Genomic DNA, 20860 nt, shown 5'->3' with positions numbered 1-20860 from the left:
GGTTGGCTGGACGGGTTCATCCGGCCTTGCCGTCGGTGCCATTCTGGCCGGTCTGGCCGCCGGGGAAAATGCCAAACCCGCCGGCACCGCCGGTACCGGCCAGGCCGCCTGCCCCGACGGGTGTGCCGGTGCCGCCGTCGCCGCCGTCTCCGCCTTTGCCGATGCCGAGGAGTGACTGGAACTCGCCGGCGTTGCCGCCCGTGCCGCCGGCGGCCCCGTCTCCGCCTTTGCCGCCGGCACCGCCATCGGTTGCGTTGCCGCCGGTGCCGGCGTTGCCTCCAACTCCGCCGTCACCTGAGGGTAGATTGCCTAAGCTCTTGCCGCCGGTTCCGCCGGTTCCGCCCCCGCCGGACTTTCCGCCGTCGCCGCCGTTGCCGCCGCCGCTGGCGTCGGCGCCGTTCCCGCCGTCGCCGCCGGCCCCGCCGTTGCCGGCGGCCTTGGCGGCTGAGGGGGCTGCTGCGCCCTGCCCGCCTGTTCCGCCCTGCCCGCCGTTGCCGCCGTCGCCGGCATTGCCGCCGCCGTCGCCGGCATTGCCGCCGCCGGTTGCTTGGCCGCCCTGCCCGCCGGCTCCGCCGGTGCCACCGATGCCGCTGGGGAAGGCGGATAAGCCGCTGACGACGCCCGCACCTCCAGTGCCTCCAGTGCCCCCGGTACCGCCGTCTTTACCGCCGATTCCGGCGCCGCCAGCGCCGCCAGCGCCGCCAGCGCCGCCAGAGGCGCCGCTGTCACCAGCGCCACCATTGCCGCCGGTGCCGGCGTTGCCGGCGCTACCCCCGGTGCCGCCGCTCCCGGCGGTACCCCCGATTCCGCCAGTGCCGCCTGTCCCGCCGTTGCCGCCGTTGGCGCCGGTACTGCCGTTGCGGCCGTCGCCACCGATGCCGCCGATGCCGCCCTTGCCGCCGGTGCCGTTGGTGCCGCCGGGGCCGCCGTTGCCGCCGGTGCCGGCGTTGCCGGTGCTGTCGCCGGTGCCGCTCAGGCCTCCCGCGCCAGCGTTGCCACCGGCCCCGCCTTCGCCGCCGTTTCCGCCGGCTTGGGCTAAGCCGCCGGCCGCGCCGTCGCCGCCTTTGCCACCGTTCCCGCCGGATCCGCCCGTGCCGGGTTCACCGAATTGACCGGCGTTACCGCCGCCGCCGCCGGCGCCCCCGTTGCCGCCGGTGTGGCCGCTGCCCGCCGCGTCACCGGCGGCTCCGTTGCCGCCGTTGCCGCCGTTGCCACCGTTGCCGAATTGGCCGGCGTCTCCGCCCTTGCCGCCAGACCCGCCGTCTTGACCGGAGGTGGCGGGACTAAAAGCCGTCTCCGCCCTTGCCGCCGTGGCCGGCCGCGGTGGTGGGGGTGTTGCCAGTGGTACCGGGCGGCTAGTTCGGTTTGGCCCGCACCGCCGTTGGCGCCAGCAACGCCGCTGGCGCCGGTGCCGCCGGTGCCGCCGTCACCGCCGTGGCCGAAGAGGAACCCGCCGTTGCCGCCGGCTCCGCCGGCCGCCCCGGTCCCGCCAACGGCTCCGGTCCCGCCGATGCCGCCGTTGCCTCCGGCGCCGAAGAGGACGGCGTTGCCGCCTTTTCCGCCGGCCGCGCCGGTTCCGCCGATGCCGCCGGCGCCGCCGGAGCCGATCAGTCCGGCGGCCCCGCCGGCGCCGCCGTTGCCGATCAGCAGGCCCCCGTCACCGCCGGCCTGCCCGGTGCCTAGGGCCCCGCTGGCGCCGTTGCCGATCAGCGGGCGTCCCAACAGTGCTTGGGTGGGCCCGTTGATCAGGTCTAGCACCGGTTGCAGGGGTGCGGCTCCGGTGGCCTCGGCGCTGGCGTACGTCTGTGCTGCGCCGGACAGGCTGCGCACGAACTGGTCGTGGAACCGCGCCATTTGGGCGCTCAGGGCCTGATATTGCTGGGCGTGGTTGCCGAACAGTTCGGCGATGGCCGCCGAAATCTCATCGGCGGCCGCGGCCGCGATGGCGCTGGTTGGGATCGCCGCGGCGGCATTGGCGGCGGTGATGGCCGAGCCGATCCCGTCCATAGCCGCGGCCGCGGCGGCCACGATCTCCGGTGCAATGGCTAGGTAGGACATCAGGTTTCTCCTCCGAACTCAAACAACAACGCAGGCTTCAGGCAGCGCGGTCGACAAATGCTGACCGCGCCCTGAAAAACACCGGACGGCCGAATGGTTTCCGCACGGTCGGGCGACAGCGATCGCACCCGGTCTCGAACCGAAGGTTCGTTGTCGGCAATGTCTCGGGCTACCGGAAATTCGCTGTGAACCGTGCCGTCCATTACATGAGAAAGAGTTCTTTTCCGGCCCTTCGGCAGACTCTCGCAGCGACTGGTTGCGCTGCTGTCGACCAGCGCTACTGTGTAGCAGCAGGGAGTTCTCGGCGTGGAACCACACATCTGCCTCGCTTGCCATTCACATGGAATGTGGTGGGAATTAGATTGGACGAATGTACTCCAATGTGTAGCTATTTCCACTAATTTGAGCACTTTTCTTAAGTCATTCACTGCTGAATTTCTGGCAGGAAATTAATTCTCTATGGAGTTAATTCGGATGCGGTTGCTGCAGTTGTAATTCACCACGTCTAAATAAATCGCTTTGTCTATCGACATTCGAAATGTGCCGCACCGTCCTACGGCTTCGCTCACCCGCGCCTCGACGTCCCCCGGCCCTGCTGGGGATGGCAGCCCTAGGCTTCCGGCGCTGGTGCCGCCCGCTCCGGCGCCGCCGTTTTCGCCGGCCAGGCCCGCGCCGACGCCGGAACCGCCGTTGCCACCTTGTGGCCATCACCGCGGCCATGCCGGGGCCGACCGGGCTGACGGCGTTCGGGCAGCGCTTTCCGGACCGCCTGTTCGATGTCGGCATTGCCGAGCAACATGCGATCACGTCGGCAGCTGGGCTGGCGATGGGTGGGATGCACCCGGTAGTGGCGATCTATTCGACGTTCCTCAACCGGGCATTCGACCAGTTGAGGATGGATGTGGCGCTGCACCAGCTGCCCGTCACCATGGTGCTCGACCGGGCAGGGATCACCGGTTCGGATGGTCCGGCCCACAACGGCATGCGGGATTTGTCGATGCTGGGCATCGTCCCCGGAATGCGGGTAGCCGCGCCCAGGGATGCCACCCGGTTGCGCGAGGAACTGGGGGATGCGCTCGAGTTCAGTGATGGTCCGACGGCTTTATGATTCCCCAGAGGTGACGTCGGTGACGATATTCCGGCTTTGGAGCGGCGCGGAGACGTCGATGGCGCTGGCGGTGGCGGTGGCCAAGCGGCTACACAACCAGGGCATCGGGGTGACGGTGGTCGACCCACGCTGGGTGTTGCCCGTCCCCGACGCGGTGCTCGAATTGGCGGTGGCGCACAAGCTGCTGGTGACCCTCGAAGGCAACGGGGTCAACCGGGGGACCGGGTCAGCGGTGTCGGCAGCGCTGCGGCGTGCCGAGATCGACCTGCCGTGTCGCGATGTGGGCCTGCCGCAGGATTTCTTCGATCACGCGTCGCGTGGCGAGGTGTTGGCCGACTTGGGTCTCACCGACCAGGATGTCGCCCGCCGCATCACCGGGTGGGTTGTCGCGCTGGGTTCCAGCGTTGTCGAAACCGAGATCACCGAACAGCTCGACTAGCGGGCGCCCGGTTCGGTCTCGGGTTCGGCGGCATTGGCCAGCGCTGCGGCCAGGGCGGGTACCACCAGCTCACGCTGCCAGACCCGGGCTTGCCCGGTGGCCAAGAATTCATCGATGGTGCTGGTTATCTCGGCGGCGGCCACCGGTGCCCAGTCCCAGCACAGGCGCCGCACCAGCTCGGGCGTGACCAGGTTCTCCGTCGGCACTCCCACCGAATCCGACACCTCGGACAACGCCGCGCGGGCGGCCTCCAGGCGCGCGGCAGCTTCGGGTTTGCGTCGGCTCCACCGCGCCGGAACGGGCGGCCCATTGGAGGGTTCGGCCACTTCCGGCGGATGCTGGCTCTTGCGCGCGACGTCGAGGGCCCCGAGCCACATCGTCGCGTTACGGCGCTGGTTGCGCCCGCCGAACACCGGCAATGACACCAGGTCTTCGACCGACTTCGGGTCGGAGAGGGCGGCATCGATGATCGCCGAGTCCGGCAGAATCCGGCGGGGCGCGATGTCACGACGCTCGGCGATGCGATCTCTGGTTATCCACAACTCGCGAACGGCGGCCAGACCTCGCCGGTCACGCACTTTGTGGATCCCCGAGGTTCGCCGCCAGCGGTCCGGTTTGGCGGTCGCCGGCACCCACCGTGATTCGAACGTCCGCAGATACTCGAATTCTTGCGCGGCCCAGTCGGATTTACCTTGCTCGGCCAGCACCCCCGAGATCGCCGAGCGCAGCTCGATGAGCAACTCCACATCCAACGCGGCGTAGTTGAGCCAGTCCGACGGCAGCGGACGCTTGGACCAGTCGGCGGCGCCGTGGCCTTTGACCAGGCCCATGCCGAGTAGCCGCTCGACCATGGTCGCCAGGTTCACCCGGTCGTACCCGGCCAATCGCCCCGCCAGTTCGGTGTCGTACAACGCCGACGGACGCATCCCAACCTCGGCCAGACAGGGCAGGTCCTGGTCGGCCGAGTGCAGGATCCACTCGTCTTTGGCCAGCACTTCGGCCAGCGGTTGCAGCACGGTCAGCGGGTCACCGCCGTGGCTGACCGGGTCGATCAGCACCGTTCCGGCGCCGGCCCGCCGGATCTGGATCAGATAGGCCCGATTGGAGTAACGAAAGCCCGATGCGCGCTCGGCGTCGACGGCAAAGGGCCCGCTGCCGCGGTCCAGGAGTGTCGCGGCCGCCTCGATCTGGCCGGCGGTCACGGAGAGTTCCGGAACCCCGCTCGCCGGGCTCAGCAGGGGAGTGGCTTCGGGTGCTGTGCCCTCCGGCGGTTCGTTCCCCTCAGGAGATAGGGCTGAGCACATATCAGGCGCGCGACCTCGAGCCCAGGTCGACGACCCCGGCCGGCGGCAGGCCCGCGGCGTGCTCGAGGACAGCGCAGAACGCCTCGACGTGGCTGCCTAGATCGGGTGTGGTCGCCGTCCACGACGCTCGTAGCTCGAGCTGATGGGCGCGCGGCGGTCCGGAGATGTCGCCGTAGCGCACCGATGTGGTGGCGGTGACGGTGCCACCGAGAGCGGTCACGTGTTCGGTGCGTGATTCCAGCGCCTCCACCAGCCAACTCCACGCCACTTCCGGTAGCAGCGGATCGATCGCCTCGTGCGAGTCCAGATCGGCCTCAATGTAGGCAACCAGGCGAATGGTGCCGTCCCACGCGTCAGAACCATCAGGGTCATAGAGCAGAATCAGCCGTCCGAAAGCGTCGCCTTCGGATCGTTCGGGCACGATGTCGAGCTCGGGATGCTTGACTTCGGCCCCCAGGGCATAGCTGTACGGGGCCAGCCGCTGTGGCGGGCGGATGGGGCCGAGTTCAATCTCGGGCCGCACGGTGACAGCGTTCATCGCCGCTACCGCCTCGCGGAAAGGGGTCGGTTCGGCTGAGGTCACAAGCGCCGCTCCTCTCCCCCGCAAGCGGGAGGTGCCCCCCAATCGCTGCGCCCCGTCTTATCGTCGGCGCGGTTCACAGAATTCGACGGTAGACCCATCGGTCGACACGCGGGGACAGGCGCGCCGTTTCGTCGCCGGCTAGGGCCCCTCGGTGCGGTCGGTAAACCGGGCGGGACGCTTCTGCCGGTGCGCGGCCAGGCCTTCCTGCACATCGGGGCCGGTGAACCCGAGAAACTCCAGGCCAAGCGACGTTTCGAAGGTCGGCCCGAACATCCGGTACCAGTGATTGAGGCTACGCTTGGTCCAGCGGATCGCGTTTTGCGCCCCCTGCGCCAGATTCTCGGCCAGCCGGGTTGCGGTGGGCAGCACCTCATCGTCATCGACGCACGTCGAGACCAGGCCGATGCGTTCAGCTTCTTCGCCGGACAGTGTCTCGCAGGTGAGTAGGTAGTACTTGGCCTTGGCCATGCCGACCAGCAGCGGCCAGCAGATCGCGGCGTGGTCACCGGCCGCCACCCCGAGCTTGGTGTGGCCGTCGATGATTTTCGCGGTTGCGCTTGCCGCCGAGATATCGGCGAGCAGCGCTACCACCAGACCGGCGCCAACGGCCGGGCCGCGAATCGCCGAAACCACCGGCTTGTCGAGGTTGACCAGGTTGAGCACCAGGTCACGGGCCTCGCGCATGATGCGGATTCGGCCTTCGTAGTCGCCGATCGTTTCGTCGATGAGCTCAAAACTGCCCCCGGACGAAAACGCTTTGCCCTCACCACGAACCAGCACCACCCGCACGTCGGGGTCACGGTCGATCACCGGCCAGACGTCAGCGAGGTCGCGGTGCATCTGCGGTCCGACCGAATTCAGCCCGGGGGAGTCCAGCACCAGATTCAGCACGCCGTGCTCACCCGGCTCGAAGCGAAGGCTGGGGAAATCTTGGTAGGTGAGTGGCATGCGGCGCTCCTGACCGTTGCTGGTTGCCAGCTGGTTGCCGTCGTGATGTTACGCAGCGGCCCGATGGCCTGCGGGGCCGCCCAAACCGCCTCATGGCAGCCCTCATGGCAGCATTGAGGCCGATGAGTACCCGTCGCGACCTTCCGCAGTCGCCCTATCTGGCCGCGGTGGCCGGCCGCAAACCCAGCCGAGTACCGGTGTGGTTCATGCGGCAGGCCGGCCGCTCACTGCCGGAATACCGGGCGCTGCGCCGCCAGCACAGCATGCTGGCCGCCTGCTTCGAACCCGAGGTGGCCTGCGAGGTCACCATGCAACCGATCCGCCGCTACCACGTCGATGCCGCGATCCTGTTCTCCGACATCGTGGTACCGCTGCGCGCGGCCGGTGTGGACTTGGACATCGTGGCCGATGTCGGACCCGTCATCGCTGCGCCGGTGCGTACGGTTGCCGATGTCGACGCCATCAAACCCATTGACCCCCAGTCGATTGCGCCGGTGCTCGACGCGGTTGAGCTGTTGGTCGCCGAGCTGGGTGACACTCCGCTGATCGGATTCGCCGGAGCGCCCTTCACGTTGGCCTCCTACCTGGTCGAGGGCGGACCCAGCCGCCACCATGCCCGGACCAAGGCGATGATGTTGGCCGAGCCCGCGACCTGGCATGCGTTGATGACCAAGTTGACCGACCTCACCATCGAATTTTTGCTCGGTCAGATCCGTGCCGGCGTGAATGCCATCCAGGTGTTCGACTCGTGGGCGGGAATGTTGTCGTTGGCCGACTACCGCCAGTACGCGTTGCCGCACAGCGCACGGGTATTCGCCACGCTAGCCGAGCATGGTGTTCCGATGACGCACTTCGGGGTCGGCACCGCTGAACTGCTGGGTGCGATGTCGGAGGCGGTCAAGCCGGGGACGGCGAAGGTGGTCGGGGTGGACTGGCGCACCGCGCTGGCCGATGCCGCCGCCCGGGTGCAACCCGGCACCGCGCTGCAGGGCAACCTGGATCCGGTGGTGCTGCTGGCGGGCTGGCCCGCGGTGGAACGGGCCGCACGCGCCGTCGTCGACGATGGACGTCGGGCCGTCGACGCGGGTGCGGCCGGGTACGTCTTCAATCTGGGGCACGGGGTACTGCCGCAGACCGATCCGGGGGTGCTGACCGACCTGGTGTCACTGGTTCACTCGCTATGACACCGGGCTCGTATTGTGTTGTGGGCGGTGGAATCTCGGGCCTGACCGCGGCCTTCCGGTTGCGGCTGGCGGTCGGTGAAGACGCCTTGATCACCCTGTTGGACCCCAGCGATCGGCTGGGCGGAATCTTGCGCACCGAGCGGGTCGGCGGACAGCCGATGGATCTGGGTGCCGAAGCGTTCGTGGTGCGCCGTCCGGAGATGCCCGCCCTGCTCGCCGAACTCGGTCTGTCCGGGCTGCAGCGCTCCACCACGGGCGCCCGGCCGCTGATCTACAGCTGCCAAGAGCTGCACCCGCTGCCAACGGGCACCGTGATGGGGATCCCGGCTTCGGCGCGCTCGCTTGCCGGCCTGGTTGACGACGCCACGATTGCCCAGATCGAGGCCGAACCGGACCGGCCGCTGCACTGGCGCCCGGGCGGCGATCCCGCGGTGGCCGAACTGGTGGCCGAGCGGTTCGGCGAGCAGACCGTGACCAGGTCGGTCGATCCGCTGCTGTGCGGCGTCTATGCGGGCTCGGCCGCCACGATCGGTGTGCGCGCGGCCATCCCGGCGGTGGCGGCGGAGCTGGACCGCGGCGCCACCAGCCTGACCGAGGCGGTTCGGCAGAGCTTGCCGCCGGCCAGTGCCGGCCCGGTGTTCGGTGCCTTGACGGGCGGCTATCAGGTGCTGGTCGAGGAGCTGGTCGCACGCAGTGGGGTGCAGTGGGTGCAGGCCGCGGTCAGCAAGATCGAACCCGGTTGGGCACTGCACGACGATGCCGGCCGGCGCTGGCACGCCGACGCCGTCATCCTGGCCATCCCGGCCCCGCGCCTGGTGCGGATCCTCGACGGTGTCGACGGGGTGGATCCGCGCAGCGTCGCGGCCGCGAGCCGGGTGCGCAGTGCCTCCTCGGCTGTGGTGGCGCTGGCGGTGCCGGCAGATACCCCCTTCCCGCAGTGTTCCGGGGTGCTGGTGGCCAACGGTGAGCCGTTGCGGGCCAAGGCAATCACGTTGTCGTCGCGGAAATGGGGTATCCAGGGCGACGTCCAGCAGCTGCGGATTTCGTTCGGGCGGTTCGGCGACGACCTGGCCGAGCGCGTGTCCGACCATCAGCTGCTTTCGTGGGCGCGCGACGACCTGGCCACGGTGTTCGGTGTGACGGTGGATCCCGTCGATTCACGTGTGCAGCGGTGGATCGAGGCGATGCCGCAATACGGTCCCGGTCACGGGGTGCTGGTCGCGCAAGTGCGGGCCGGGCTGCCCCCGACATTGGCCGTGGCCGGCAGCTATCTGGACGGAATCGGGGTGCCGGCCTGTGTCGGGGCGGCAAGCCGCGCGGTGGACGGCGTCGTTGGGGCGCTCAACCCGCAAGTGGCACGATAGGTGCCATGGCACGCCTCGACTACGACGTCCTGAACGCAACCATTCGGTACCTGATGTTCTCGGTGTTCTCTGTGCGGCCGGGCGAACTCGGTGACCACCGCGAAGCCGTGATCGACGACGCTGCGACGTTTTTCAAGCAGCAGGAGGAACGCGGCGTCGTGGTGCGCGGCCTCTACGACGTCGCGGGCCTGCGGGCGGACGCGGATTTCATGATCTGGACCCACGCCGAGCGCATCGAAACGTTGCAGGCGACCTATTCGGACTTTCGGCGCACCACCACCTTGGGGCGGGCCTGCACTCCGGTGTGGAGCAGCGTCGGGCTGCATCGTCCGGCCGAGTTCAACAAGAGCCACATCCCGGCATTTCTAGCCGGCGAGGAGCCCGGCGCCTACATCTGCGTGTATCCGTTCGTGCGCTCCTACGAGTGGTATCTGCTGCCCGACGAGGAGCGACGTCGCATGCTCGCCGAGCACGGCATGGCCGCGCGTGGCTACAAGGACGTTCGGGCCAACACGGTGCCGGCGTTCGCGCTGGGGGACTACGAGTGGATCCTGGCGTTTGAGGCCCCCGAGTTGGACCGCATCGTCGATTTGATGCGTGACCTGCGGGCCACCGACGCCCGACGGCACACCCGTGCGGAGACGCCGTTCTACAGCGGGCCGCGGGTGCCCGTCGAGCAGCTGGTGACCTCGCTGCCATGACCGCCCCGGATCCGACCGACCCCACCCGCTTCGAGGAGATGTATCGCGACCAGCGGGTGGCACACGGCTTGCCGGCGGCCACACCGTGGGACATCGGCGGCCCGCAACCGGTGGTTGAGCAGCTGGTCGCGCTGGGCGCGGTCAAGGGGGAGGTGCTCGACCCGGGCACCGGGCCCGGCCACCACGCGATCTATTACGCGTCCAAGGGTTACTCGGCGACCGGCATCGACGGATCGGCGACCGCCATCGAGCGGGCCCGGGACAACGCGGCTAAGGCCGGGGTGTCGGTGAACTTCCAGGTGGCCGATGCCACGAGGCTGGAAGGCTTGGACAACCGATTCGACACCGTCGTCGACTGCGCCTTCTATCACACGTTCGGTACCGCGCCCGAGCTGCAGAGGTCCTACGTGCAGGCGTTGTGGCGGGCGACCAAGCCGGGCGCACGGCTTTACATGTACGAGTTCGGCGCCCACCAGGTCAACGGATTGACCGCGATCCGGTCGCTGCCGGAGGAAAACTTCCGCGAGATGCTGCCACTTGGCGGTTGGGAGATCACCTATCTGGGGCCGACCACCTACCGCACCACGGTGAGCATGGAGACGCTGGAAACTATGGCCGCGCGAAACCCCGAGGTGGCTGACCAGGTCGGGCCCTTGGTGGAGCGGTTCAAGACGATCCAGCCCTGGCTGACCGACGGCATCGCGCACGTCCCGTTCTGGGAAGTCCACGCCACCCGGCTGGACTAACCCCCCTGCTATTGCGCTGCTGAGTCCGTGGGAACCAGGCGCAGCGAGATCGAGTTGATGCAGTAACGCAGATCCGTCGGTGTCGGATACCCCTCGCCGGCGAACACATGGCCCAGGTGGCTGTGGCAGTTCGCGCATAGCACCTCGGTACGCAGCTGGCCCAGTGAGTGGTCGGGACGCAGGATCACCGCTTCGCTGGCCGACGGGTCAAAGAATGACGGCCAGCCGCAATGGGATTCGAACTTCTCGGTACTGCGGAACAACTCCGCGCCACAGGCCCGGCATTGGTAGATGCCCTGCGTCTTGGTGTCGGTGTACTCGCCGGTGAACGGCCGTTCGGTGTCGGCCAGACGCAGCACGTCGTACTCCCGCTGGCTGAGCCTCTTGCGCCACTCGTCTTCGCTGAGTTGCAGTTTCGGACGCTGCGAGCCGGCGTCGGAGGAGGTCATGCGTCCACGCTAGCGCGCTCTCGCTCGGCCGTCAGCCACGCCGGATCGATCCCGCTGTCCAACCGGTCTTCGGCCTTGGCGTCGAGGTAGCGGAAATACAGCACGGTGAACGTCACGATCAACAGCAGCGACCACCCGTAGGTGATCTTCAGATACTCGAGGGCGCGGCCCCACCTCATCCAGTTGAACAGCAGCCAGCGATCCAGCGTCATGAAGCCGTAGATCCCCAGCCACGCCGGCCAGTTCCGGATCACCGAGTTACGCAGCGTGATCGTCATCAGGAACGGGAACAGCATCATCGAGTAGTAGCCCTGGGCCAGCGACATCGCCAGCCACGACCACAGCAGCAGCATACCCGAGGATGCGGTGAACCAGAACAGGGGATCGCGGGTGCGGTAGTAGCGGTACAGCAGCCACAAGCTGGCGATCGCGATTGCGGTGAACAGCAGCCGCAGGAACAGGATCAACCAGGTCGGCAGGCCGAAGTAGATGCCATTGCCCTGGATCGAACTGTTGAAGTAGTCGCGGGTGCCCAGGATGTAGGGCAATGTCCGCGTGAAGAAGTCCATCGGATGATTGATCAGCGGCAGGGCGGCCAGGTTGATGACGATGGGGATCACGATGGCGGTCACCAGCGTGCGCCACTGGCGGTTGAGCAGGGGCAGCAGCAGCAGCGGGCCGAGTAGTGGTTTGAGCACCAGCGTGAATCCGATAGCTATCCCGGCCCACCATTGATGACTGACCCGGCCGTCCAACAGCCACCGCAGGAACAGCACCTCGAGCAGCAGAATGCAGCCGTTGATGTTGGTGAAGACCAGGGTGTTGGTCACGGTCTCGGTGGTGAACATGGCCAATACCAGGGCGGGGGCGGCGACCGAGGTCAGCGTGAAGTTGAACAGCCGCAGCAACAGGTACGCCGCCAGCAGAATGGCCGCGGTGTTGATCGAGATGAACAGGTAGCGCGACGGCGCGAAGGGCAGGTACCCGAACGGGGCCATCAGCAGCGTGCCGCCCGGCGGGTAGAGATAGTGCGGGTCGACGTAGTCGAAATGCTCGTTATAGATGTCCCAGCCGCGGCGGAAGTTGAGCACCGCCCGATACACCGGCTTGAAGTCGTCAGTGATGTTCCCGTTGGTCGTCAGCACGATGGCGCGATGCAGTACGGACAAAATGGCCGCCGGCCACAGCACCGAGCGCAATATCGCCGACGCGCTCGGTGGGCCGGTACGGGGGCGGAATGCGGCTTGCATGCATTCACGCAAGCCGGTTCGGGTCGAGTCAGCCGCGGTCACCAGCGCACCGTACACCGGGGCGGTCGAGCCGGTTTCAGGCGGGACAGTAGGTGTCGGTGCCCGGCAGTTTGCCGTCGTTGAGATAGCCGATCAGCGGTGGTACCGCGCAGGACGAATAGATGCTGGCACCGTGTCCGATGCCCTGCCACATCACTCGCTTGCTGGCGGCGTTGGCGTTGATGATCGTGGCCGCGGTCTGGGCGACGCCTTCGTTGCCCACGATCGGGTCGTTTTGCACCCCCAGCAACAGAACGTTGACCTTGAGGCTCTTGGGGGCATCGGTTGTCGAGCCGCTGGGCCAGTGCACGCACTTGACCAGGTTGAGTGCGGCGACCGTGCCGAATTGTGGATAGAGCTTGCCCCAGGCGACCACCAGTTCGCGAACCCGGTCCGGGGTGGGGCGATTCACCGCGTCGCTGCACGAGCTGACGAACTGGCCGTCGGTGTGCTGCAGGGCATCGGCCCGGTTGATCAGGTTGGACAGCTGGTTCATGTCACCCGCGCGGGCGGCCACCAGCGCGTCCGCCAGGTTGGTCGTGGTGCGGATGCGGTCCCCGGTGGGAAAGCCCAGGGCGGTGGTGATGGCGGTGGCGATCGAGGCCACCGACTCGCCGCCGGGGCCGTTGTCGGAACGGGCGTCGTTCAGCAGTGCGGCGACGGCGCCCTTGGGATCGGATCCGAGCGCGCAGTGCACCGCGACACACTGTGCGGCGAACGCATCCAGCGCCGCTTGCTGACCCTTGACCTGTTGTTCAGCGGCGGCTTCGGCGCTGACCCCCAAAGCCACCGGGGAGTCGAGGATCAGCCGGGCGACCTTGTCGGGTCGTGATCCGGCGTAGGTGAGGGCCACCTGGGCGCCGTTGCCGATGCCGACCAGCGCCAGTGCCGGCACATCCCACAGATTGCGCAGCCGCTCGATGTCGGATGCGGCGTGTCCGTTGTCGTAGGCGGATGCGCCGGGGGCGATGGCGTCGGTGCAATCGGTGGTGGCTTCGTTGGAGATCGTCGAAAGGTTGGCCACCGGGTCATCGCCGGTTTGGAACTGCGACTGATCACGCATCTCGGTGCGCTCGTAGTGGTCCCGGCAGTCGATCGGGCTCGACATGCCCATCCCGCGGCGGTCGATGGCAACGATCGGGTGGGTGCGCAGCACGTCGGCGCCGGCATGAGACAGCCAGACCGGCAACTGAGTCGACGACGGCAGATCGGAGCCGGTGGTGAAGACCAGCGGGCCGGCGTCGCGTGGCGTCTGGCCGGAGCGGGCGCGCACCACGCCGATACTGACCGACCCGGATCCGCCGTTGACCGGATCCAGGTCGTTGTCGAAGGTCGCGCACTCCAGCCGGGTGCCGGGGGCGCCCTGAACGCCGGCATCGGAATAGACCTGTGAGGTGCAGTCGGTCCAGGACAGATCGTTCTTGGGCGCGGCGATCGGCGGCGGGCCGCTGGGCGGTGGTGTGGTGGTGGCGGCGCCCTGCGGGCGCGCGCCGGTGTTGGTGGCAAAGCGCGGGTCAGCGCCCAGTACCGGAACGCAGGCAGCCAGCACTGTGGTCACCGAGAAGGCCACCGCGACGAGAATCGGGGTGGACGGGAGGCGCCGACTCATGCCGACAACACTAACCACTCCGCTCAGCGATGCTGCGCGACGTGCAGTTCAGGCTCGAACGTAGCGGGTGTAGAGGTACCCGGCATCGTCGGTGATGACGTGAGCGCAGTGCATCCGGGTTTGCAGCTGGCCCGGGCCGGACGCAATGCGCCGGGGCAGACCACCCACCACAACGGGGGCGATGGTCAGACACAACTCGTCGAGCAGATCCTGCTCGATCAGCGATCCGAACAGCGTTGGCCCGCCCTCGGTGAGGATGCGGCGCATGCCCCGCCCGGCGAGTCTGGCCAGCAGCAGGCCCTCGTCGACCCGGTGGGGGTCCTTGCCGGAGCAGTCGACCACTTCGGCGAGGCCGGTCAGCCTCCGGCGGGTGTCGTAGACGGCCGCCGCGGCGGTCAGAACCAGCGGTGGTACCTCGGTGCGGGTGAACACGGGCAGATCCCGGTCCAGCTGACCGGAGTTGGTGGCGATCGCCAGTTGCGGGACTTCGCTTTGTCCGCGGGCCTGCCGCTGCTGGCGTTCCGCGACGCCCAGTTGCGCGCCGGAGTAGCCCTCGATGCGCACCGTGCCCGCGCCGACCAGGATGACGTCGGCCAGCTCACGCAGCAGGACAAACACGGCTCGGTCGCCCGGCCCCGCTAGGCCGCCGCTGGTGCCCCCGACGGTCGCGCCGCCGTCGAGGCTGGTGATGAAATTGGCCCGCAACCAGGTGCCGCTCAGCTTCGCCGGATAGCCGTAGAACTCGGGCAGGTCCTCGTCGGTGAGTTGGCGGTCGGTTCCGAGCAGCGTCAGCTGTGCATCGGCGGACCGGCCTGAGGTTGGGTCAGGCATGGGCAGACCTCCACGTCGGCTATGAAGTTGATTGCAACACGCCGCTACAGTGCCAGCATGCACGGGTCCACTTCTGCGGGTGCTTGGGGAGGGGTGGCGCATCTGGTGGACCGTCATCCGTCGGTGTCGCCAGAGCGGCTGATTGCCCAATTGCGCCCGCCCCCAACCTTCGCCGAGGTGAGCTTCTCGACGTATCGGCCGGATCCCGCGGAACCGACCCAGGCCGCCGCCCTGGTGGCCTGCCGGGACTTCTGCCAGGAGGCGGTGCAGCGCCGGGCTGGCCGCAAGAAGCTGTTGGGCAGGCGTGAGGTGTTGCCCGGGGTCGGGCTGTACCTCGATGGCGGATTCGGTGTGGGCAAGACGCACTTGCTGGCCTCGTCCTACTACCAGCTGCCCGGCTTGGGGCCGGACGCACCCGAACAGCCCAAGGCGTTCGCGACCTTTGGTGAGCTGACCCAGTTGGCGGGCGTTTTCGGCTTCGCCGAATGCATCGACCTGCTGGCCAACCACACGGCCGTGTGCATCGACGAGTTCGAGCTTGATGACCCCGGTAACACCACGCTGATCTCCCGGATGCTCTCGGCGTTGGTGCAGCGGGGCGTGTCGGTGGCCGCCACCTCCAATACGCTGCCCGAACAGCTGGGCGAGGGGCGCTTTGCCGCCCAGGACTTTCTGCGCGAGATCAACACGCTGGCAAGTATTTTCACCACGGTGCGGATCGAGGGGCCGGACTATCGCCACCGTGGCCTGCCGCCGGCGCCGCAGCCGTTGTCCGATGATCAGGTCGCCCAGCGCGCTGCGACGGTGCGCGGCGCGACCCTCGATGACTTCGACGCCCTGTGTGCCCACCTGGCTACCATGCATCCATCGCGGTATCTGACCCTGATCGACGGTGTGAGCGCGGTGTTTCTGACCGGTGTGCACCCCATCGAGGACCAACATGTTGCGCTGCGGCTGGTGGCGCTCACCGATCGGCTCTATGACGCCGGCGTCCCGGTGGTGGCATCCGGGGCCAAGCTGGACACCATTTTCAGTGAGGAGATGCTGGCGGGCGGTTACCGCAAGAAGTATCTACGTGCCACCTCGCGACTGTTGGCTTTGACGGCCCCGGTCAGCGAAGCTCGCGAACCATGATGTAGTCGTTCTCTTGGTGGGGGCCCAACTGAAATGTTCTGGTGCCACTCACCGTGAACCCGCGTTTGGCGTAGAAGCGTTGTGCCCGTTGGTTTTCCTGGTTCACCCCGAGCCATACCCGGCGGGCTCCCCAGTCTTGGGCGGTAGTGAGCGCATTGTCCATCAGCGCCTTGGCGGTTCCGGTGCCGTGCTGGTCGGGCAATAGGTACAGCTTGGACAACTCGACATCGCAGTCGTCGGTATCGGCGCGAACAAGCATGGCGTAGCCCACAATTCGGCCGCCAGCGCGAGCGGCAAGAATGGTGCGCTGCGGATCGTTGAGATATTCGGCGAACCGGTCGCCCGACAAGTTGGTCTCGATGAACGACGCGACGTGTTCGGCCGGTGCCGAGGGCGGACAAGCCAGCGGGAAGGTGCGCGCGGCCACCGCACCCAACTCGGCGGCGTCGACGGGGCCCGCCGCGGCGATCTGGACGTTCAGTTCAGAGGTTCCACTGTGCGAGGTGCTGGCCGGTCTTGCGGTCCAGCAGCACGACGACGGAGACCGGATCGCGATAGGCGTCCCAGTACACCCCGCCGCGCACGATCGAGCCTTGTGGTGCGTTGCCCAGTGCGGCGTCCAGCCAATCCGGTGCGTCGCAGGGGCGCGGCTTGTAGGCGTCGGCGAATTGGGTGACGCCGTCGAAGCTGAAATTGGTGGCCATGATGAAGGAATTGGGCACCCGGACCGCACGGACCGTCACGTCGGCGCGGTTCACCGAGCTGCCGGGGAAGCTCTTCACCGGCACGCCGGTGCGGGTGTAGCCGAATCCCGGCGGCGGATCGACCGGTACCACGTTGCTCACGGTGACGTCGGCGACATAGGTGCCGGTATCGACTCGAAGCGTGTCACCGATGTGTCCGATCGGCGCATCGCCGGCCCAGGCGCGGGGAGCGGCCGAGTTCAATGCCAGCACCCCGGCACCGGCGGCGAGCAAGACGGCAAAGACGGGGGCCACGAGAACGACGAGGGCGGAGCGAACAACCTTCGGCCAGCGGTGCATGTTTGCCTCCTCGGCGCCCTGTTCTGGGACCTTCGCATGATTACACATGCGGCAATGCGAAGGGGAGGGGTTGAGTCTTCAGGACTTGCCGGGGCGGCCGTCCGGTCCGTGGCCGGTCAATGACTCGAGCGCGCTGCTCAGATCGGCCTCCGCACGTGACTTCTCGACACCGGATCGGTGTAGCGGTCCGGCTCCGTCCTCGAGTTCGAGCAGCGCGAGCAGCATGTGCTCGGTGCCGATGTAGTTGTGGCCGAGCCGAAGGGCCTCACGGAAGGTCAGTTCCAGCACCTTGCGCGCCGGTCCGCTGAACGGGATGAGGGCGGGGGTTTCGCCGGTGGCCGCGGGTAGGCGCACCGACGCGCGCAGGGCCTCGGTGTCGATCGCTTGCATCCGCAGCAGCGCGGTGGCCAGCGCGGCGGGGTCGGCCAGCACTCCCAGCAGCAGGTGGTCGGGGGTGATCTCGTCGTTGGCGCCTTGGTGGGCGGCGTTCTGGGCGGCGACCACCGCGCTGCGAGCGCGCGGCGTGAAGCGTCCGAAGCCTTGCTCCGGGTCCAGCGTGGTGGCTTCGGCTCGGGGGACGAATCGCTTCTGCGCGGCCTGTTTGGTCACTCCCATGCTCTTGCCGATGTCGGTCCATGAGGCTCCGGAACGACGCGCCTGGTCGACGAAGTGTCCGATCAGATGGTCGGCGATCTCGCCGAGGTGTTCGGCGGCCAGGACCGCGTCGGTCAGCTGGTCCAGCGCGTTGGTGTGGACCTGTTTGATCGCGTCGATCAGTTCGTCGAGGCGGACGGGATAGGTGATTTTGGTCGGATCGGCCACGTCGTCAACGATAGGTTGACGATAGCGGTTTCGTCAACGCTAGGTTGACGATCTTGGCGTGTTCTCCGGGATGCAGGGATGGCGCCGGTCTGGGACCATCAGGGGGATATGAAGCTCTTGGTTGGGGTGACAGGGTTGGCCGTCATGGTCGGCCTGGCCGCACCCGCACACGCCGATGCCAACGATGACGCATTCCTGGTTGCGCCGGGAAAGGCCGGCATCACCTATCCGGACGCGGCACGAGCGATCGCGGCCGCCAAATGGATATGTCAGCAAGTGAACAACGGGACTCAGACGGTCGACGTTGTCAAGCAGGTACAGAGCTCCAATTCCGGGCTCCAAGAAGATGGCGCAGCCAAGTTCACCGCGATCGCGGCCAATGCCTATTGCCCCGCGATCCTTTCCGGCCACGGCGCAAACCCTCCCGGCTGAGCCCGCTAGGCCATTGCGTGCTCTGAGCCGGGCAAATCAGGCAAGCTGGACGGATGAGACCGACGCTGGCCGCCGCGGCCCTAGCCGGTGCCAGCGGTCTGGTCGGCTGGGGTGGTGCCCGGGCCCTGGCCCGCCGAATCGAGCGCAATCCCGACCCGTTTCCCAGGGAACGGTTGCTGGCCGAACCACAAGGTGAGCGGGTCGCGATCACCCGCCCCGACGGGGCCGTGCTGCATGCGTTGGTGGCAGGCCGGGGGACGCCGGTGATTTTGGTCCATGGCTACTGCGCCAGCCTCACCGGGACGAACTGCTGGCCCGGGCCTGCGGGTGATTGCCTTTGATCAGCGCGGCCATGGCCGGTCGACACTGGGCGCCGAGGGAATCGGATCGGAGCCCATGGCCGACGATCTTGCCGCGGTGCTGCAACACTTCGACATCCGCGACGGCGTGCTGGTCGGACATTCGATGGGGGGCTTCGTCAGCATCCGCGCCCTGCTCGACCATGGCGCCCTGGCGCAGCGGCTGCGCGCGGTGGTGCTGTTCGCCACCTGGGCGGGCCGGGTGCTGGACGGGGCTCCGCAGAACCGCCTACAGATCCCGCTGCTGGAACGCGGGATCCTGCAACGGCTGCTGCGCAGCAGGACCATCGCGGTGCTGTTCGGGGCGGCACAGTGCGGGGCGCGTCCGTCACCGGCGATGATCTCGGTATTCCTCGAGTGGTTCCATCAACATCTCGACCGGCACGGACCGCACCTACCCATCGTGCGGGCGTTCTCGCGCGAGGATCGCTATCCACGGCTGGCCGAGATCTCGGTGCCGGCGGTGGTGATGGTAGGCGATCCTCGGATCGCACCACCCCGCCCAGCCACTCGCACCGGCTGGCCGCCGGAATCCCGGGTGCCCGGCTGGTCACCGTGCCCGGCGCGGGACACCTGCTGAACTGGGAGGCGGTCGACGAGCTGGCCGAAGTCGTCGAATCCTTTGCGGCGCAGCGGTGATGATGCGGGGCCACGCGGCGGGGGTGTGGCGATGACCGCCGGCGAGCAATACTTCGACCTCGGCAGCTACCACCGGCCCGTCCAGACCCCCTCCGCCCAGGCGCAGGTCTGGTTCGACCGGGCGATGGTGTGGGCGTACGCGTTCAATCACGAAGAGTCGATCCGCTGCTTTGAACGGGCGCTGGACCTTGATCCCGGCCTGGCCATTGCGCGGTGGGGGATCGCCTACGCGGTGGGCCCGAACTACAACAAGCCGTGGGTGGCGTTCGACCCCGTCGATATGACCACGTCACTGGCCCGCGCACGCATGGAGCTGTCCCTGGCCGCCCAGGGACGGGCCAGTCCGGTCGACCAAGGCCTGGTCGCGGCGCTGCAAGCCCGCTTCCCGACCGACGACCCCGACGACGCGGAGGCGCTGCGCGCCGGCCTGGGCGCCTACGCCGACGCAATGGCAGAGCTGGCCGCCGCCTATCCGGCCGATGTCGACGTGCAGGCCCTGGCCGCCGACGCGCTGCTCAACGTCACCGCCTGGGCCCTGTGGGACACGGCGACCGGGGAGCCGGCCGCCGGCTCGCGGGTGCTCGAGGCCAAGCGCCTCCTGGACCAGGCACTGGCCACCCCCGCGGGCCGGGCCCATCCGGGAATCCTGCACCTGTACCTGCACGCATGGAGATGTCGGCGACCCCCGAGGTTGCCCTGCCGGCGGCCGACCTGTTGCGCGGCTTGGTGCCCGACGCCGGGCATCTGCAGCACATGCCTAGCCATATCGACGTGTTGTGCGGCGACTACCGCAGCTCGGTGCTGGCCAATCTTGCCGCGGTGCGGGCGGATCGGCGGTTCGTCAGTCGCGAGGGCCCGCTGAACTTCTACTCGCTCTACCGCGCGCACGACCTGCACTTCATCGTGTACTCGGCGATGTTCGAAGGGCAATCGCAGATCGCGCTGCGGGCTGCCGACGAGCTGGCCGGCCAGCTGGGGGCCGAGCTGCTATCGATCGAATCTCCGCCGATGGCCGACTGGCTCGAGGCGTTCGTGCCGCTACGGACCCACGTGCTGGTGCGGTTCGGCAGATGGCAGGAGCTGATCGCACAACCACTGCCATGCGACCGGGACCTCTACTGCACCACGACGGCCACGATTCACTATGGCCGTGGTGTCGCCCTGGCGGCCACCGGCCAACTCGCTCAGGCCCATGCCGAGCGCGCCGCGTTCGTCGAGGCCTGCGCGCGGGTGCCGGAGTCGCGGTACCTGTTCAACAACACCAGCCGCGACATCCTCGCGGTGGCCGCCGCCATGCTCGACGGTGAGATCGCCTACCGCGACGGGCGTTTCGACGAGGCCTTCGCGCACCTACGGCGCGCGGTGACACTCGATGACACGCTGCCCTACGACGAGCCCTGGGGCTGGATGCAGCCCACCCGGCATGCGTATGGGGCGCTGCTGCTCGAACAGGGCCATGTCGAGGAGGCGGCCGCGGTGTATGCCGCCGACCTGGGACTGGACCCCACCCTGGCCCGGCCGTGTCAGCATCCCGGAAACGTTTGGAGCCTGCACGGGTATCACGAGTGCCTGCAGCGGCTCGGTCGAACCGCTGAGGCCGCCATCATCGGCCAGCAGCTCGCGCTGGCCGCCGCCCGTGCCGACGTGCCGATCCGCGCCTCGTGTGCATGCCGAGTTACGGCGTGCTGCGACCAGTGACGGGGTCGCCGCCCGGGCGCGCGGGCAACCTTCGCCGGGGTATCCGATAACCCAGGGCCGCGGCGGCAGCGGCCACAGCGGCATCCGAAAGGGCCGCACCAAGTCGCGGTCCCGAACACG

The 20860-nt window shown here is 68.1% G+C and carries 17 protein-coding genes and 4 pseudogenes; 10 read left to right on the top strand and 11 right to left on the bottom strand.

Features of this window, described 5'->3' with window-relative positions; genetic code table 11:
* Positions 1-16 precede the first annotated feature (16 nt).
* A pseudogene (locus MMSP_RS29935) lies at positions 17-2058 on the bottom strand (PE family protein).
* Between the two features lie 685 nt (positions 2059-2743).
* Between MMSP_RS29935 and MMSP_RS28850 the strand changes: the two are divergent.
* Positions 2744-3605, top strand: a pseudogene (locus MMSP_RS28850) (transketolase C-terminal domain-containing protein); the annotation flags it as partial.
* Here MMSP_RS28850 and MMSP_RS19205 read toward each other — a convergent pair.
* The 3 genes and pseudogenes from MMSP_RS19205 to MMSP_RS19195 form a co-directional block, all read right to left on the bottom strand.
* Positions 3602-4909, bottom strand: a complete 1308-nt coding sequence (locus MMSP_RS19205; protein ID WP_011741115.1) for a ribonuclease D — start codon at positions 4907-4909, stop codon at positions 3602-3604. The pseudogene MMSP_RS28850 and the gene MMSP_RS19205 sit on opposite strands and share 4 nt — an antisense overlap.
* 1 nt (position 4910) lies before the next feature.
* Positions 4911-5590, bottom strand: a pseudogene (locus MMSP_RS19200) (DUF3000 domain-containing protein).
* 40 nt (positions 5591-5630) lie between these two features.
* Positions 5631-6440, bottom strand: coding sequence for an enoyl-CoA hydratase/isomerase family protein (locus MMSP_RS19195; RefSeq protein WP_020787960.1), 810 nt, complete (start codon positions 6438-6440; stop codon positions 5631-5633).
* A gap of 122 nt (positions 6441-6562) precedes the next feature.
* On the opposite strand from MMSP_RS19195, the gene hemE reads away from it, so the two are divergent.
* From hemE to MMSP_RS19175, 4 genes are read left to right on the top strand one after another with little or no spacing between them, the layout of a single operon-like run.
* Positions 6563-7624, top strand: a complete 1062-nt coding sequence (gene hemE / locus MMSP_RS19190) for a uroporphyrinogen decarboxylase (RefSeq protein WP_036426728.1) — start codon at positions 6563-6565, stop codon at positions 7622-7624.
* Positions 7621-8988 (top strand): protoporphyrinogen oxidase, encoded by a 1368-nt coding sequence (locus tag MMSP_RS19185; RefSeq protein WP_036426726.1) that lies wholly within the window; start codon positions 7621-7623, stop codon positions 8986-8988. Before hemE ends, MMSP_RS19185 begins: the two co-directional genes overlap by 4 nt.
* A gap of 5 nt (positions 8989-8993) precedes the next feature.
* Positions 8994-9689 (top strand): hydrogen peroxide-dependent heme synthase, encoded by a 696-nt coding sequence (gene hemQ, locus MMSP_RS19180; RefSeq protein ID WP_011741110.1) that lies wholly within the window; start codon positions 8994-8996, stop codon positions 9687-9689.
* Complete coding sequence (locus tag MMSP_RS19175) at positions 9686-10435, top strand: class I SAM-dependent methyltransferase (protein WP_020724836.1); 750 nt, start codon at positions 9686-9688, stop codon at positions 10433-10435. Before hemQ ends, MMSP_RS19175 begins: the two co-directional genes overlap by 4 nt.
* A gap of 8 nt (positions 10436-10443) precedes the next feature.
* Here MMSP_RS19175 and msrB read toward each other — a convergent pair whose 3' ends face one another.
* From msrB to MMSP_RS19155, 4 genes are read right to left on the bottom strand one after another with little or no spacing between them, the layout of a single operon-like run.
* Entirely contained in the window at positions 10444-10884 is a 441-nt protein-coding gene (msrB, locus tag MMSP_RS19170; RefSeq protein WP_020787957.1) for a peptide-methionine (R)-S-oxide reductase MsrB, read from the bottom strand.
* Positions 10881-12191 carry an arabinofuranan 3-O-arabinosyltransferase gene (aftC, locus tag MMSP_RS19165; RefSeq protein ID WP_020787956.1) on the bottom strand — a complete coding sequence of 437 codons (1311 nt, stop codon included), beginning with the start codon at positions 12189-12191 and terminating at the stop codon, positions 10881-10883. Before aftC ends, msrB begins: the two co-directional genes overlap by 4 nt.
* 19 nt (positions 12192-12210) lie before the next feature.
* The gene (locus MMSP_RS19160; RefSeq protein WP_085979809.1) at positions 12211-13800 is read right to left on the bottom strand and encodes an alpha/beta hydrolase; all 1590 of its coding nucleotides are present in this window, start codon (positions 13798-13800) and stop codon (positions 12211-12213) included.
* A gap of 30 nt (positions 13801-13830) precedes the next feature.
* Positions 13831-14613, bottom strand: a complete 783-nt coding sequence (locus MMSP_RS19155; protein ID WP_012393821.1) for a pyrimidine reductase family protein — start codon at positions 14611-14613, stop codon at positions 13831-13833.
* A 21-nt stretch (positions 14614-14634) separates the two neighbouring features.
* On the opposite strand from MMSP_RS19155, the gene zapE reads away from it, so the two are divergent.
* The gene (gene zapE / locus MMSP_RS19150; RefSeq protein ID WP_015355349.1) at positions 14635-15747 is read left to right on the top strand and encodes a cell division protein ZapE; all 1113 of its coding nucleotides are present in this window, start codon (positions 14635-14637) and stop codon (positions 15745-15747) included.
* Here the strand turns inward: zapE and MMSP_RS19145 are convergent.
* The 3 genes from MMSP_RS19145 to MMSP_RS19135 all read right to left on the bottom strand — a co-directional run bounded on the left by MMSP_RS19145 (position 15725) and on the right by MMSP_RS19135 (position 17612).
* On the bottom strand, positions 15725-16228 hold the full coding sequence (locus MMSP_RS19145; RefSeq protein ID WP_223161269.1) for an N-acetyltransferase: 504 nt from the start codon (positions 16226-16228) through the stop codon (positions 15725-15727). The genes zapE and MMSP_RS19145 overlap by 23 nt on opposite strands.
* Before the next feature lies 1 nt (position 16229).
* Positions 16230-16790, bottom strand: a complete 561-nt coding sequence (locus MMSP_RS19140; RefSeq protein ID WP_020787955.1) for a hypothetical protein — start codon at positions 16788-16790, stop codon at positions 16230-16232.
* Positions 16791-16868: 78 nt separating this feature from the next.
* Positions 16869-17612 (bottom strand): Clp protease N-terminal domain-containing protein, encoded by a 744-nt coding sequence (locus MMSP_RS19135; RefSeq protein ID WP_015355352.1) that lies wholly within the window; start codon positions 17610-17612, stop codon positions 16869-16871.
* A 108-nt stretch (positions 17613-17720) separates the two neighbouring features.
* Here MMSP_RS19135 and MMSP_RS19130 point away from each other — a divergent pair, with 108 nt between their 5' ends.
* The 4 genes and pseudogenes from MMSP_RS19130 to MMSP_RS27635 all read left to right on the top strand — a co-directional run bounded on the left by MMSP_RS19130 (position 17721) and on the right by MMSP_RS27635 (position 20740).
* The gene (locus tag MMSP_RS19130) at positions 17721-18044 is read left to right on the top strand and encodes a DUF732 domain-containing protein (protein WP_036427420.1); all 324 of its coding nucleotides are present in this window, start codon (positions 17721-17723) and stop codon (positions 18042-18044) included.
* Between the two features lie 53 nt (positions 18045-18097).
* Positions 18098-18385 (top strand): hypothetical protein, encoded by a 288-nt coding sequence (locus tag MMSP_RS28845; protein WP_235065796.1) that lies wholly within the window; start codon positions 18098-18100, stop codon positions 18383-18385.
* Positions 18321-18983 carry an alpha/beta fold hydrolase gene (locus tag MMSP_RS19125; protein WP_235065795.1) on the top strand — a complete coding sequence of 221 codons (663 nt, stop codon included), beginning with the start codon at positions 18321-18323 and terminating at the stop codon, positions 18981-18983. The genes MMSP_RS28845 and MMSP_RS19125 overlap by 65 nt, the downstream gene beginning before the upstream one ends.
* A 90-nt stretch (positions 18984-19073) precedes the next feature.
* Positions 19074-20740, top strand: a pseudogene (locus tag MMSP_RS27635) (tetratricopeptide repeat protein).
* Positions 20741-20860 lie beyond the last annotated feature (120 nt).

The sequence above is a fragment of the Mycobacterium sp. 012931 genome, from assembly GCF_000419295.1.
GTDB lineage: Bacteria > Actinomycetota > Actinomycetes > Mycobacteriales > Mycobacteriaceae > Mycobacterium > Mycobacterium marinum.
This window is presented reverse-complemented; position numbering and strand designations above follow the sequence as displayed.

Bases quoted from the DNA above. Each gene is read 5' to 3' on its own strand.
- MMSP_RS19205 (WP_011741115.1), bottom strand. From the start codon at position 4,909: ATGTGCTCAGCCCTATCTCCTGAGGGGAACGAACCGCCGGAGGGCACA.
- MMSP_RS19195 (WP_020787960.1), bottom strand. From the start codon at position 6,440: ATGCCACTCACCTACCAAGATTTCCCCAGCCTTCGCTTCGAGCCGGGT.
- hemE (WP_036426728.1), top strand. From the start codon at position 6,563: ATGAGTACCCGTCGCGACCTTCCGCAGTCGCCCTATCTGGCCGCGGTG.
- MMSP_RS19185 (WP_036426726.1), top strand. From the start codon at position 7,621: ATGACACCGGGCTCGTATTGTGTTGTGGGCGGTGGAATCTCGGGCCTG.
- hemQ (WP_011741110.1), top strand. From the start codon at position 8,994: ATGGCACGCCTCGACTACGACGTCCTGAACGCAACCATTCGGTACCTG.
- MMSP_RS19175 (WP_020724836.1), top strand. From the start codon at position 9,686: ATGACCGCCCCGGATCCGACCGACCCCACCCGCTTCGAGGAGATGTAT.
- msrB (WP_020787957.1), bottom strand. From the start codon at position 10,884: ATGACCTCCTCCGACGCCGGCTCGCAGCGTCCGAAACTGCAACTCAGC.
- MMSP_RS19155 (WP_012393821.1), bottom strand. From the start codon at position 14,613: ATGCCTGACCCAACCTCAGGCCGGTCCGCCGATGCACAGCTGACGCTG.
- zapE (WP_015355349.1), top strand. From the start codon at position 14,635: ATGAAGTTGATTGCAACACGCCGCTACAGTGCCAGCATGCACGGGTCC.
- MMSP_RS19140 (WP_020787955.1), bottom strand. From the start codon at position 16,790: ATGCACCGCTGGCCGAAGGTTGTTCGCTCCGCCCTCGTCGTTCTCGTG.
- MMSP_RS19130 (WP_036427420.1), top strand. From the start codon at position 17,721: ATGAAGCTCTTGGTTGGGGTGACAGGGTTGGCCGTCATGGTCGGCCTG.
- MMSP_RS28845 (WP_235065796.1), top strand. From the start codon at position 18,098: ATGAGACCGACGCTGGCCGCCGCGGCCCTAGCCGGTGCCAGCGGTCTG.
- MMSP_RS19125 (WP_235065795.1), top strand. From the start codon at position 18,321: ATGGCTACTGCGCCAGCCTCACCGGGACGAACTGCTGGCCCGGGCCTG.